This window comes from Pseudomonas sp. R151218B TE3479, from assembly GCF_053629195.1.
On sequence record NZ_JBRJHV010000001.1, the window covers coordinates 2,962,138 to 2,977,168 of the forward strand.

Here is a 15,031-nt window from a genome sequence, read left to right on the forward strand (position 1 = left end):
CAATACTGTGGGAGCGAGCTTGCTCGCGATAAGGCCGGCAGAACCACCGCCAGTTACCGCCGGGCGAAAGTATCCCCCCGAACCCCCGACACCTTGCGGCAATGCACCAGGGCGTCGCGAATCATGAAGTTCACCAGGGTCGGCGAGACCCCCAATTCCTTGGCGATGTCTTTCTGTGGCACGCCGTGCAGGCGGTACATCTCAAAGGCATAGCGGGTGCGGCTGGGCAGTTCGGTCAGCGCGTCGGCGATGTGCTCCAGCGTGGAGAAGTTGATATGGGAGGTTTCTGGCGAAGCACCCTGGATCACCACGTTCAACCCTTCCTCCTCCGGCCCCGAGTATTTCTGTTCCAGCGCCTGCTTGCGGTAGTGGTCGATCGCCAGGTTACGCACGATCTGGAACAGATAACTGAGCTGCGCCTTGAACGAGGAGGTGATCTGTGGTGCCGATTGCAGCCGGAAAAAGGCGTCCTGCACCACATCTTCCGCGCGGGACCGGCAACCGGTAATGCGCGCCGCGATCTTGACCAGGATCAGTCGGTTATCGACGAACGCCTGGAGTAACGGTGAGTCGCACCTGCTTGTGGATACTTGTTCCGTCATGGAATTCACCTTGCTGCAAAAAGTTAGCGGGACGTCCAGATGCCGGACCCGTCCTACACATCGAGCGCCAAATTAGGCTTAATGATAATGATTGTCAATTGAGAAGAAGAATTATTGATGCAATAAAGTCCAGCCTCGGCGCCGCGACCCATTGCCGCGGTGCCTGGTAGCTGGCTGCTTGACTGCATGCCTCGGTGAGTCGCCTGCCGGACTAATTATTTGCCGCGGCTATCCGTTCCATGGGGGACAACTTGCAAGCCGAATTCAGGCAGGAACCCCCCATGACCGACGCGTTCGAACTCCCCAGCACCCTGGCTCATGCCCTCCAGCGCCGCGCCGCGTTGACGCCGGACCGGGTGGCCCTGCGCTTCCTTGCCGACACCCCTGGGCAGAGTGTGGTGTTGAGTTATCGCGACCTGGACCTGCGCGCCCGGACCATCGCCGGCGCCTTGCAGGCCGAAGCGGCGCTGGGCGATCGCGCCGTGCTGTTGTTTCCCAGTGGCCCGGATTACGTCGCGGCGTTCTTTGGCTGCCTCTACGCCGGGGTGATCGCAGTGCCGGCCTATCCGCCGGAGTCCGCCCGTCGCCACCATCAGGAGCGCCTGCTGTCGATCATCGCCGACGCCGAACCGCGCCTGCTGCTCACCAGCAGCGATCTGCGCGAGCCGTTGCAAGCTATCGAATCGGCACCGCCGGTGTTGTGCGTCGATACCCTCGACCCGGCCCACGCCGGGCAATGGCGGATGCCGACACTGCAGGACGATGACATTGCCTTCCTGCAATACACCTCCGGCTCCACCGCGCTGCCCAAGGGTGTGCAGGTCAGCCACGGCAACCTGGTGGCCAACGAACTGCTGATCCGCCATGGCTTCGGCATCGACCTGAACCCCGACGACGTCATCGTCAGCTGGTTGCCGCTGTACCACGACATGGGTCTGATAGGCGGTCTGTTGCAGCCGGTGTTCAGCGGCGTCCCCTGCGTATTGATGTCCCCGGCTTATTTCCTGGCCCGGCCTCTGCGTTGGCTCGAAGCGATCAGCGAGTACGGTGGCACCATCAGCGGCGGCCCGGATTTCGCCTATCGGTTGTGCAGCGAACGGGTCAGTGATTCGGCCCTGAACCGTCTCGACCTGAGCGGCTGGCGCGTGGCCTATTCCGGCTCCGAGCCGATCCGTCTCGATACTCTGGAACGTTTTGCCGAGAAATTCGCCCCGTGCGGCTTCACGCCGGACAATTTCATGGCCTCCTATGGCCTGGCCGAAGCGACCTTGTTCGTCGCCGGCACACCGCGCCGCCACGGCATTCCTTCGTTGCGAGTGGATGACGCGGCTTTGGCGCAGAACCGGGCCGAACCGGGGCAGGGCTGCGCGGTGATGAGTTGCGGTGTCAGCCAGCCCGGGCACGCGGTGCTGATCGTCGAGCCCGCCACGTTGCAGCCGTTGGTCGACAATCAGGTCGGTGAAGTCTGGGCCGCCGGGCCGAGCATCGCCCTGGGTTACTGGCGCAACCCTGACGCCAGCGCCAAAACCTTTGTCCAGCATGACGGCCGGACCTGGTTGCGCACCGGCGACCTGGGTTTCCGGCGCGGCGGCGAACTGTTCATCACCGGTCGCCTGAAAGACCTGCTGATCGTGCGCGGGCACAATCTCTATCCCCAGGACATCGAGCAAACCATCGAGCGCGAAGTGGAGGTGGTGCGCAAGGGCCGGGTGGCGGCGTTCGCGGTCAACGACAACGGCGAGGAGGGCATCGGCATCGCCGCGGAAATCAGCCGCAGCGTGCAGAAAATCCTGCCACCCGAAGCCTTGATCAACGCCATTCGCCAGGCCGTGGCCGAGGCCTGCCAGCAAGCCCCGAGCGTGGTGGTGCTGCTCAATCCCGGCGCATTGCCCAAGACCTCCAGCGGCAAGTTGCAGCGCTCGGCCTGCCGCATCCGGTTGGCCGACGGCAGTTTGGACAGTTACGCACAGTTCCCGTCAGCCCAAGCAGATGTGACTGACGAACTCGCCCCGTCCTCCGAGTTGCAGGCCCTCATCGGGCAGGTCTGGCGGGAGCAATTGCAGGTCGAGCAGGTCCGGGCCGACGATCATTTCTTCCTGCAGGGCGGCAACTCCATCGCCGCCACCCAGGTGATCGCACGTTTGAGCGAAACCCTCGGGCTGGCGCTCAACCTGCGCCTGCTGTTCGAAGCGCCGACCCTGGCTGCGTTCGCGGCCGCGGTGGCGAACCAGCAGCAGGACGGCGGCCAGGCCCAGGGCGCGATCAGCCCATTGCCGCGTCATGCGCCACTGCCGCAATCCTTGGCGCAGAACCGTTTGTGGATCACCTGGCAGCTCGACCCGACGAGCCGTGCCTACAATATTCCCGGTGCCTTGCACCTGCGCGGCGAGCTGGACGAAGACGCGCTGCGTGCCAGTTTCCAGCAACTGATCGAGCGTCACGAGTCCTTGCGCACGCGGTTCCTGGAGCGGGATGGGGTGGCCTTGCAACGGGTCGATCCGGCCGGCGAATTCAAGCTGCAGGTGGTCGATCTCAGTGACGAACCTGTCAACCGGCGCGAAGCCCGGGCGCGGCAGGTTCGAGAAGACGAGGCGGCCACGCTGTTCGATCTGGAGAAGGGGCCGCTGCTGCGGGTCACCCTGTTGCGCCTCGACGAGGATGACCATCAACTGCTGGTGACGCTGCACCACATCATCGCCGACGGCTGGTCGATGAATGTATTGATCGAAGAGTTCTCCCGCGTGTACGCCGCCGCCTCCCAAGGCCAGGTTGCTGAACTGGCGCCATTGCCTTTGCAATATGCCGACTACGGCAGTTGGCAACGCCAGTGGCTCGCCCAGGGCGAGGCCGAGCGCCAACTCAGCTACTGGAAGCAGCAACTGGGCGCTGAACATTCGGCCCTGGTGCTGGGCATGGATCATCCACGCAGCGCTCAACGCCAGCGCAGCGCCGCGCGGCACAGCCTGCGCCTGGACAAGGACCTCGGCGAGGCCCTGCGCCACGTGGCCCAGGCCCATGATACAACGCCGTTCATGCTGTTGCTGGCAGCCTTCCAGGCGCTGTTGCAGCGTTATACCGGGCAATCCGACATCCGCGTCGGTGTGCCCAACGTCAACCGTCCGCGCCTGGAAACCCAGGGGCTGATCGGCTTCTTCATCAACACCCAGGTGCTGCGCGGGCAGGTCGATTCCCGTCAACCGTTCGCCGCGCTGCTGGCCCAGGCCCGGGAAGCCACGCTCGGGGCCCAGGCCCACCAGGACCTGCCATTCGAACAACTGCTCGAAGCGTTTCCCGAGGCGCGCGAGCAAGGCCTGTTCCAGGTGATGTTCAACCACCAGCAACGCGACCTGAGTGCCTTGCGCCGTCTGCCGGGGCTGCTGGCGCAGGAGTTGCCGTGGCACAGCCGCGAAGCCAAGTTCGACCTGCAATTGCACAGCGAAGAAGATCGCAACGGCCGGTTGACCCTGTCGTTCGACTACGCCGACGAACTGTTCGAGGCGGCGACCATCGAGCGATTGGCTGCCCATTACTGCAACCTGTTGCGGGCGGTCTGTGCCGATCCGCAGCAAGCCATCGGCGATGTACCGTTATTGACCGCCGATGAACACAGCCAACAGCAGCAGTGGGGCGCGGCCCCGTGCGCGCCGGCCAACCAATGGCTGCCGGAGCTGTTGAACGAGCAGGCCCGCCGCACGCCGCAACGGATCGCCCTGCGCTGGGACGGTGGTCAACTCGATTATGCCGAGCTGCACGCCCAGGCCAATCGCCTGGCCCATTACCTGCGGGACAAGGGCGTTGGCCCGGACGTGTGCGTGGCGATTGCCTGCGAGCGCTCGCCGCAGTTGCTCGTTGGTGTACTGGCCATCATCAAGGCCGGCGGTGCCTATGTGCCGCTGGATGCGGACTACCCGGCCGAACGCCTGGCCTACATGCTCGACGACAGCGGCGTCGACCTGCTGCTGACCCAGACCGCGTTGCTGGAGCGTTTGCCAACCTGCGACGGCGTCAGTGTCATCGCCATGGACGCCTTGCACCTGGAACAATGGCCGAGCAACCCGCCGGGCCTGCACCTGCACGGCGATCACCTGGCCTACGTGATCTACACCTCCGGCTCCACCGGCCAACCCAAAGGCGTCGGTAACACTCACGCGGCCCTGGCCGAGCGCCTGCAATGGATGCAAGCAACCTATGGGCTGGATACCACCGATGTGCTGATGCAAAAGGCCCCCATCAGTTTCGACGTGTCGGTCTGGGAATGCTTCTGGCCGCTGATCACCGGCAGTCAACTGGTCCTGGCGGGCCCCGGCGAGCACCGTGACCCGCACCGCATCGCCCAGTTGGTGCAGCAGTTTGGCGTCACCACGCTGCACTTCGTGCCGCCGTTGCTCAGCCTGTTTGTCGAAGAGCCGCTGAGCGCCCGCTGCACCAGCCTGCGCCGGCTGTTCTGCGGTGGCGAAGCCTTGCCGGCCGAGTTGCGCAACCGGGTGTTGGCGCAACTGCCGTCGGCGCAATTGCACAACCGCTACGGCCCGACCGAAACCGCGATCAACGTCACCCATTGGCATTGCACCGAAGCTGATGGCGAGCGCTCGCCCATCGGTCGACCCCTGGGCAACGTGCTGTGCCGGGTGCTCGACAGCGACCTCAATCCCGTGCCGGCCGGTGTGCCGGGCGAGCTGTGCATTGGCGGCCTGGGCCTGGCCCGGGGTTACCTCGGGCGTCCGGGCCTGAGCGCCGAGCGTTTCGTCGCCGACCCGATGGGGCCGGCCGGTGCGCGGTTGTACCGCACCGGCGACCGGGCACGTTGGGGCGCCGACGGCGTGATCGAATACCTCGGTCGACTCGACCAGCAGGTCAAGCTGCGGGGCTTTCGGGTCGAACCGCAGGAAATCGAAGCGCGCCTGTTGGCCCAGGACGGCATCGCCCAAGTGGCGGTGCTGGTGCGCGACACCTCGGCCGGCCCGCAGTTGATCGGTTATTACACCGCGCCGGAGGTCACCCACGGCCAGGACGAATTGAACACCCGGCTCAAGGCCGCCCTGGCCGCCGAACTGCCGGACTACATGGTGCCCGCCCAATTGCTACGCCTGGACGCCATGCCCTTGAGTCCGAGCGGCAAGCTCGATCGTCGCGCCTTGCCTGAACCGCAATGGCAGGTGCGCGAGCATGTCGAGCCGGTTAGCGCCCTCGAACAGCAAGTCGCCGGCATCTGGCGCGACGTGCTGGGACTGGCGCGCATCGGCCTGCGGGACGATTTTTTTGCCCTCGGCGGCCATTCGCTGCTGGCGACCCAGATCATTTCCCGCACTCGCCAGGCCTGTGACGTGGAACTGCCGTTGCGGACGCTGTTCGAGGCGAGCGAGCTGGGTGCTTTCGCCGAGCAAGTGCGCTTGATCCAGGCCAGCGGCCAGACCAACCGCCAGCCGCCCATCGAGAAGGTCGACCGCAGCCAACCGGTGCCGCTGTCGTATTCCCAGCAGCGCATGTGGTTCCTCTGGCAGATGGAGCCGGACAGCCCGGCCTACAACGTCGGCGGCATGGCGCGGTTGCGCGGGGTGCTGGATGTCGGGCGCTTCGAGGCGGCCTTGCAGGCGTTGATCCTGCGCCACGAAACCCTGCGCACCACGTTCCCGAGCGTCGACGGCGTGGCTTGCCAACAGGTGCACGGCGAGACGGGCCTGCGCATGGGCTGGAAGGACTTCTCGATGCTGGCCGCCGACATTCGCCAGCAGCGGGTGCAGCAACTGGCGGACAGCGAGGCCCACCAGCCCTTCGACCTGGAAACCGGGCCGTTGCTGCGGGCCTGTCTGGTCAAGACCGCCGAGCATGAACATTACTTTGTGCTGACGCTGCACCACATCGTCACCGAAGGCTGGGCGATGGACATTTTCGCCCGTGAACTGAGCGCGCTGTACGAAGCCTTTGTCGACGACCGTGAATCTCCGCTGGAGCCGTTGCCGGTGCAGTACCTGGACTACAGCGTCTGGCAGCGCCAGTGGCTGGAGTCCGGCGAGCGTCAACGGCAGCTAGACTACTGGACCGCGCAACTGGGCCGCGAGCATCCGCTGCTGGAGCTGCCCGGCGATCGCCCGCGTCCGTCGGTGCAAAGCCATCGCGGTGAACTGTTCCGTTTCCATCTCAGTGATGAGCTAGCTGCGCGGGTCCGCGCCTTCAATGCGCAACAGGGCCTCACCCTGTTCATGACCATGACCGCTGCCCTGGCCGTGCTGCTCTACCGCTACAGCGGCCAGACCGATCTGCGTATCGGCGCGCCGGTGGCCAACCGTATCCGCCCGGAAAGCGAAGGGCTGATCGGTGCGTTCCTCAACACCCAAGTGCTGCGTTGCCAGCTCGACGGGCAGATGTCGGTGGGCGAACTGTTCGAACAGGTGCGCCACACCGTCATCGAAGGCCAGTCCCATCAGGACTTGCCGTTCGATCATTTGGTGGAAGCCCTGCAACCACCGCGCAGTGCGGCCTACAACCCATTGTTCCAGGTGATGTGCAACGTGCAGCGCTGGGAATTCCAGCAGAGCCGCACCCTGGCCGGCATGACCGTCGAATACCTGGTCAACGACGCCCGGGCCACCAAGTTCGACCTCAACCTGGAAGTCACCGACCTGGATCAGCGGCTGGGTTGCTGCCTGACCTACAGCACCGACCTGTTCGACGAACCGCGCATCGCGCGCATGGCCGGGCACTGGCGCAATCTGCTGCAAGCGCTGCTGGACGATCCGGCCCGACGCCTGAGCGAACTGCCGTTGCTCGATGCCGGCGAGCAGCAACAACTGCTCGACAGCCTGGGCGTCGAGCCCGGTGAGCATCGCTTGGACCAATGCATTCACCCACTGTTCGACGAACAGGCCCGGGCGCGTCCCGACGCGCCGGCCCTGACCTTCGCCGGGCAGACCCTGACGTACGCGCAACTGGACAGCCGCGCCAATCGCCTGGCCTGGCGCCTGCGCGAGGTAGGCGTCGGGCCGCAGGTGCGGGTGGGCCTGGCCCTGGAGCGCTCGCTGGAAATGGTCGTTGGCCTGCTGGCGATTCTCAAGGCCGGCGGTGCCTACGTGCCGCTGGATCCGGAATACCCGCTGGATCGCCTGCACTACATGATCGAAGACAGTGGCATCAGCCTGCTGCTCAGCGACCGGGCGATGCTCCAGGCCCTCGGTGCACTGCCCGAAGGCGTGGGCTGCTGGTGCCTGGAAGACGATTCGCCGGCCTTGGCGCAGTACCCGGATCACTCGCTGCCGTTGATCAACCTGCCGCAACACCAGGCCTACCTGATCTACACCTCCGGTTCCACCGGCAAGCCCAAGGGCGTGGTGGTGTCCCACGGTGAAATCGCCATGCATTGCCAGGCGGTGATCCAGCGTTTTGGCATGCGCCCGGACGACTGCGAGCTGCATTTCTATTCCATCAACTTCGATGCGGCCACCGAACGCCTCTTGGTGCCGCTGCTCAGTGGTGCCCACGTGGTGTTGCGGGCCCAGGGCCAGTGGGGCGCCGAGGAAATCTGCGGGCTGATTCGCCAGCATCGCATCAACATCCTTGGTTTCACCCCCAGCTACGGCAGCCAGTTGGCGCAATGGTTGGCGACCCAGGGCCAGACCTTGCCGGTGCGCATGTGCATCACCGGCGGCGAAGCCCTGACGGGCGAGCATTTGCAGCGCATTCGCGCGGCGTTCAGCCCGAGCCTGTTTTTCAATGCCTATGGCCCGACTGAAACCGTGGTCATGCCCCTGGCGAGCCTGGCCCCCGAGCAATTGGAGGAGGGCGCGGCCAGTGTGCCGATTGGCAGCGTGATCGGTGCCCGGGTGGCCTACATCCTGGATGCCGACCTGGCGTTGGTGCCGCCGGGTGCCACGGGCGAGTTGTATGTGGGCGGCGCCGGTCTGGCCCAGGGCTATCATCAGCGTCCGGGGATGACCGCCGAGCGTTTCGTCGCCGATCCGTTCGCCATCGACGGTGGGCGGCTCTATCGCACCGGCGACCTGGTGCGCCAGCGTGCCGACGGGCTGGTGGAGTACCTGGGACGGATCGACCATCAGGTGAAGATCCGTGGTTTTCGCATCGAACTGGGGGAAATCGAAACCCGCCTGCTGGAACATGAGGCGGTGCGCGAGGCCGTGGTCCTGGCCCTCGACACGCCCGGCGGCAAGCAACTGGCCGGCTACCTGGTGAGCGACATCGCCAGCCAGGACGACGAGCGACAAACGGCCCTGCGCGACGCCTTGAAAAACCACCTCAAGGCCCAGTTGCCGGACTACATGGTACCCACGCATCTGATCCTGCTGGCGAGCATGCCGCTGACCGCCAACGGCAAGCTCGACCGCCGCGCCTTGCCGCTGCCCGATCCTGAACTCAATCGCCAGCACTACGTGGCGCCGAGCAATGCCCTGGAACAGACCTTGGCGGCGATCTGGTGCGACGTGCTGAACGTGGCGCAGGTGGGCCTCAACGATAATTTCTTCGAGCTGGGCGGTGATTCGATCCTGTCCATCCAGGTGGTCAGCCGCGCCCGGCAGCAGGGTATTCATTTCACGCCCCGGGACTTGTTCCAGCACCAGACCGTACAGACCCTGGCCGCCGTCGCCACGCGTAGCCAGCAAGTGCATGCCGAGCAGGGCCTGTTGCAGGGCGAGTCCGGGTTGACGCCGATCCAGCACTGGTTTTTCGACCGCCCGATCCCCAACCGGCATCACTGGAACCAGGCGTTACTGCTGGAGCCGACCACGGCCTTGGACCCGCAACGGCTGGAGCAGGCGCTGCGCAGCGTCTTCCAGCACCACGATGCCTTGCGCCTGGGCTTCGACGAAAGCGCCGGACATTGGCGCGCCGAGCACCAGTCGCTGGCTGACGCTGTGTTGTTGCAGCAGGTCTGCGTGGACACTGCCCAGGCGTGCGAAGCGTTGTTTGCCGAGGCGCAGAGCCGTTTCAATCTAGCCACCGGGCCGTTGCTGCGTGCCGTGCTGGCGCAGTTGCCAGATGGCCGGCAACGGTTGTTGATCGTCATTCATCACCTGGTGGTGGACGGTGTGTCGTGGCGGGTGCTGATGGACGATTTGCAAACCGTCTACCGCCAGCTCGTCGCCGGGCAGGCGGCGCAACTGCCGGCCAAGACCAGCCCGTTGCGCGATTGGGCCGGGCGTTTGCAGGCCTACGCCGGCAGCGAGTCCCTGCGCGAGGAACTGGGTTGGTGGCAAGCGCAACTGAGCGGTGCGCCAGTGCAACTGCCGTGCGCGAATCCTGACGGCGGGCTGCAGGAGCGTCACGGGCAAACCGTCAGCGTGCGCCTGGACGCCGAGCGTACCCGGCAACTGCTGCAACAGGCGCCAAGCGCTTACCGCACCCAGGTCAATGACCTGCTGCTCACGGCGTTGGCCCGGGTGCTCTGCCGTTGGAGCGGCCATGATTCGGCCTTGGTCCAGCTCGAAGGCCACGGCCGCGAAGCGCTGTTCGACGACCTCGACCTGACCCGCACCGTCGGCTGGTTCACCAGCGTCTATCCCGTGCGCCTGAGTCCGACGGTCGAAGATTTCAGCGTATCGATCAAGGCCATCAAGGAGCAACTGCGCGCGGTGCCCCACAAGGGCCTCGGTTATGGCGTGCTGCGCTACCTGGCGGACGCGACGACTCGCGAGGCGATGGCCGGCCTGCCGCACGCGGCGATCACCTTCAACTACCTGGGTCAGCTCGACCAGACCCTGGGCCAGGAGGCGCTGTTCCAGCCGCTGGATGGGCCCCTGGGGGCCATCCACGATCCCGATGCGCCGCTACCCAACGCGTTGAGCGTCGACAGCCAGGTCAGCGGCGGCGAACTGGTGCTGCGCTGGACTTTCAGTGCCCAGCGCCATGAGCGCCAGGCCATCGCCTCCCTGGCCGAGGCTTACCTCGATGAGTTGCAACGCCTCATCGAACACTGCCTGACGGACGAGGCGGGCGGGCTGACGCCATCGGACTTTCCCCTGGCGAAGCTGACCCAGGGCCAGCTCGACAGCCTGCCCGTGCCGGCCGCGCAGATCGACGACGTCTACCCGTTGACGCCCATGCAGGAAGGCATGCTATTGCATACCCTGCTGGAGCCGGGCACCGGTCTGTACTACATGCAGGATCGCTACCGCATCAACAGCGAACTGGACCCACAGCGTTTTGCCCAGGCCTGGCAGGCGGTCATCGCCCGTCACGAAGCCTTGCGCGCATCGTTCTGCTGGAACGTCGGCGAAGACATGCTGCAAATCATCCATAAGCCAGGCCGCACGCCAGTGGATTACCTCGACTGGTCCGAGGTGCCTGAAGACGCCCAGGAAGCCAAGCTCCAGGCCCTGCTCAAGGATGAACGCGAGGCCGGTTTCGATCTGTTGAACCAAGCGCCATTCCACCTGCGGCTGATTCGGGTCGGCGCGGCGCGCTACTGGTTCATGATGAGCAACCACCACATCCTCATCGATGCCTGGTGCCGTTCGTTGCTGATGGACGACTTCTTCGAGATCTACACCGCTCTGGGCGAGCAGCGCGAGCCGCAGTTGGCCGTGCCGCCGCGTTATCGCGACTACATCGGCTGGCTGCAACACCAGAGCCTGGACGCAGCCCGGCAGTGGTGGAAGCACAACCTGCAGGGCTTCGAGCGGACCACGCCGATCCCTGGCGACCGGCCGTTCCTGCGCGAGCACGCCGGTGACAGCGGCGGCATGATCGTCGGCGACTGCTACACCCGCCTCGATGCCCGGGACGGCGCACGGCTGCGGGAACTGGCCCAGGCCCATCAATTGACGGTCAACACCTTCGCCCAGGCGGCGTGGGCCCTGGTCCTGCGCCGGGTCAGCGGCGACCGCGACGTGCTGTTCGGCGTCACCGTGGCCGGGCGTCCGGTGGAGCTGCCGCAGATGCAACGCACCGTCGGGCTGTTCATCAACAGTATCGCTTTGCGCGTGCAGATGCCCGAGGACCATCAGCGCTGCAGCGTGCGCCAGTGGCTCAGCGATTTGCTGGACAGCAACATGCAACTGCGCGAGTACGAATACCTGCCGCTGGTGAGCATCCAGGACGTCAGCGAACTGCCCAAGGGCCAACCGCTGTTCGACAGCCTGTTCGTATTCGAGAACGCGCCGGTGGAAGTCTCGGTGCTGGACCGTGCCCAAAGCCTCAATGCCACCTCCGACTCGGGCCGTACCCACACCAATTTCCCGCTGACGGCGGTCTGCTACCCGGGGGATGACCTCGGGCTGCACCTTTCCTACGACCAGCGCTACTTCGATGAAGCCACCGTTCAGGGCTTGCTGAGTGAATTCAAGCGGCTGCTGCTGGCGCTGATGGAGGGCTTGCACGGTGACATGAGCGAGTTGCCGCTGATCGGTGCCCAAGAGCAGGACTTCCTGATCGAAGGCTGCAACCAGAGCGAGCATGCCTATCCGCTAGAGCAGAGCTACGTCGAGCTGTTCGAGGCACGGGTCGCGGTCCATCCGCAACGTCTTGCGGTCAGTTGCCTGGACACGACCTACAGCTACGCCGAGTTGAATGCGCGCAGCAACCGCCTCGGCCACGCGCTGATCGCGGCCGGGGTCGGTCTGGATCAGCCGGTGGCGTTGCTGGCTGAACGGGATGCGCAACTGCTGGGCATGATCATCGGCAGCTTCAAGGCCGGTGCCGGCTACTTGCCGCTGGATCCCGGCCTGCCGAGCCAGCGCCTGAGTCGCATCATCGAATTGAGCCGCACGCCTTTGCTGGTCTGCACCCAGGCCTGCCAGGCCCAGGCCCAGGCGTTGCTGGACGAGTTCGCCTGCTCCGCACGGCCGAAGTTGCTGGTATGGGAAACCGTCCAGGCCGGCGACTTTTCGCCGCAAAACCCTGGCGTCTACAGCGGGCCGGACAACCTCGCCTACGTGATCTACACCTCCGGCTCCACCGGCCTGCCCAAAGGCGTGATGGTGGAACAGCGGGGCATGCTCAACAACCAACTGAGCAAAGTGCCGTACCTGGCGCTGAGCGAGGCGGATGTCATCGCCCAGACGGCGTCTCAAAGCTTCGATATTTCGGTCTGGCAGTTCCTGGCCGCGCCGTTGTTCGGCGCCCGGGTCGACATCGTGCCCAACGCCATCGCCCACGATCCGCAAGGGTTGCTGGAGCATGTGCAGCAGCAGGGCATCACCGTGCTGGAAAGCGTGCCGTCGCTGATCCAGGGCATGCTCGCCCAAGAGCGCATCGGTCTGGACGGCCTGCGCTGGATGCTGCCCACCGGCGAAGCGATGCCGCCGGAGCTGGCCCATCAATGGCTGCTGCGCTATCCGGACATCGGTCTGGTGAATGCCTACGGGCCGGCGGAATGCTCCGATGACGTGGCGTTCTTCCGGGTCGACATGGCTTCCACCCGTGGTACTTACCTGCCGATTGGCACGCCCACCGACAACAACCGTTTGTACCTGCTCGACGGCGCGCTGGAGCTGGTGCCGCTGGGGGCGGTGGGTGAGTTGTGCGTGGCGGGTACTGGGGTCGGGCGCGGGTATGTCAGCGATCCGTTGCGCACCGCCCCGGTCTTTGTGCCGAACCCGTTCGGGGCACCGGGAGAGCGGCTGTACCGCACCGGCGACCTGGCGCGGCGGCGCAGCGACGGGGTGTTGGAGTACGTCGGACGCATCGACCATCAGGTGAAGATTCGCGGCTACCGCATCGAGCTGGGGGAAATCGAAGCGCGCTTGCATGAACAGCCGGAAGTGCGCGATGGGGCGGTAGGCGTGCAGGAGGGCGCCAATGGCAAGCATCTGGTGGGCTACCTCGTGGCCACCGACTCGGCACTCAAACCCGCCGAACGCCTGGAGCGCATCAAGCAGCGCCTGCGGGCCGAACTGCCGGAATACATGGTGCCGCTGCACTGGCTGTGGCTCGATCGTCTGCCCCTCAACGCCAACGGCAAGCTCGACCGCAAGGCCCTGCCGGCCCTGGAGATCGGCCAGTTGCAAGGCCAGGACTATCAGGCACCCGGTAATGAACTGGAGCAGACCCTGGCAGACATCTGGGCCCAGGTGCTGAAAGTCGAGCGGGTGGGGGTACGGGACAACTTCTTCGAGCTGGGTGGTCACTCCTTGCTGGCGACGCAAATCGCCTCACGGGTGCAAAAGGCCCTGCAACGCAACGTGCCGCTACGGGCGATGTTCGAGTGCAGCACGGTGCTGGAGCTGGCCGACTACATCGAAGGACTGGCGGCCAGCGAAATCACTGAGGAGAAGGTGGATCGGTTGAATGATTTGATGGCGGAGTTGGAAGGCATGTAGTTTTGCGGCGTCTAACAAGACCATCGCGAGCAAGCTCGCTCCCACAGTGGATTTGTGTACGACGCACATTTTCTGTGGGAGCGAGCTTGCTCGCGATGGCGGCTGCACAACCAGCGCAAACCCAAGGTTGACGCCTCGCGCTTCGCGGCTCAGTCTTCCCAAGCTTTTTTCCAGACTCAAACAAGGAGGTCACCCATGCCCTTTGCAACGATCGACGGACAACCCCTTTACTACCTGGACCAGGGCCAGGGCCCGGTGGTGTTACTGGGCGGCAGCTATCTGTGGGACCACGCCATGTGGGCGCCGCAGATCGAGGTATTGTCCAGGCATTACCGGGTGATCGCTCCGGACCTTTGGGGTCACGGCCAGTCCGGGCAGATGCCGGAAGGCATGAGTTCACTGAACGATCTGGCCCGCCAGATGATGGAACTGCTGGATTATTTGAGCATCGACTGCTTCCACCTGGTGGGGCTTTCGGTGGGCGGGATGTGGGGGACGCGGCTGGCGCTGGCGGCGCCTACGCGGATCCAGTCGCTGGTGCTGATGGACACTTATGTGGGCGTCGAGCCGGAGCAGACCCGTCAGTACTACTTCTCACTGTTCGACAAGATCGAAGCCAGCGGCAGCGTCCCCGAGCCGTTGCTGGACATCATCGTGCCGATCTTCTTCCGGCCGGGTATCGACCCGCAATCGGCGCTCTACCAGCAGTTTCGCGCCACATTGGCCGCGCTGCCAAGCGATCGCCTGCGCGCCAGCATCGTGCCGCTGGGGCGGATCATTTTCGGTCGGGACGACATGCGGGGGCGCCTGCATGAACTCAACGCGCAGCGCACCCTGGTGATGTGCGGCGACCAGGACAAACCAAGGCCACCGTCCGAGGCACTGGAAATGGCCGAACTGATTGGTTGCCTGCATGTGCTGGTCCCAGAGGCGGGGCACATTTCCAATCTTGAAAATCCGGAGTTCGTGACCGAGGCGTTGCTGAAGGTCTTGCGCAGCTGATCCACCGCATCGCGAGCAGGCTCGTTCCCACTGGGATTTTGTGACCGATGCAAATCCACTGTGGGAGCGAGCTTGCTCGCGATTGCAGTGTGTCTGTCAATCAATGCTGACTGATCTGCCATCATCGCGAGCAAGCTCGCTCCCACAGGGGGCTGCAGT

Annotated in this window: 3 protein-coding genes; 2 read left to right on the top strand and 1 reads right to left on the bottom strand. The window is 64.9% G+C overall.

The features are described from left to right. Window positions 1-53: 53 nt before the first annotated feature. On the bottom strand, window positions 54-602 hold the full coding sequence (locus tag AB7M32_RS13285; protein WP_024619408.1) for an RNA polymerase factor sigma-70: 549 nt from the start codon (window positions 600-602) through the stop codon (window positions 54-56). Between the two features lie 281 nt (window positions 603-883). Between AB7M32_RS13285 and AB7M32_RS13290 the strand changes: the two genes are divergently transcribed. Together AB7M32_RS13290 and AB7M32_RS13295 are read left to right on the top strand one after the other, a co-directional pair. Beyond that, window positions 884-13,870 (top strand): non-ribosomal peptide synthetase, encoded by a 12,987-nt coding sequence (locus tag AB7M32_RS13290; RefSeq protein WP_454250149.1) that lies wholly within the window; start codon window positions 884-886, stop codon window positions 13,868-13,870. 195 nt (window positions 13,871-14,065) lie between these two features. Beyond that, the gene (locus AB7M32_RS13295) at window positions 14,066-14,872 is read left to right on the top strand and encodes an alpha/beta fold hydrolase (RefSeq protein WP_158457121.1); all 807 of its coding nucleotides are present in this window, start codon (window positions 14,066-14,068) and stop codon (window positions 14,870-14,872) included. Window positions 14,873-15,031: the final 159 nt, after the last annotated feature.

What these genes read in the sequence shown, in the direction of transcription:
- AB7M32_RS13295 (WP_158457121.1), top strand. Translation starts at nt 14,066, where the DNA reads ATGCCCTTTGCAACGATCGACGGACAACCCCTTTACTACCTGGACCAG.
- AB7M32_RS13285 (WP_024619408.1), bottom strand. Translation starts at nt 602, where the DNA reads ATGACGGAACAAGTATCCACAAGCAGGTGCGACTCACCGTTACTCCAG.
- AB7M32_RS13290 (WP_454250149.1), top strand. Translation starts at nt 884, where the DNA reads ATGACCGACGCGTTCGAACTCCCCAGCACCCTGGCTCATGCCCTCCAG.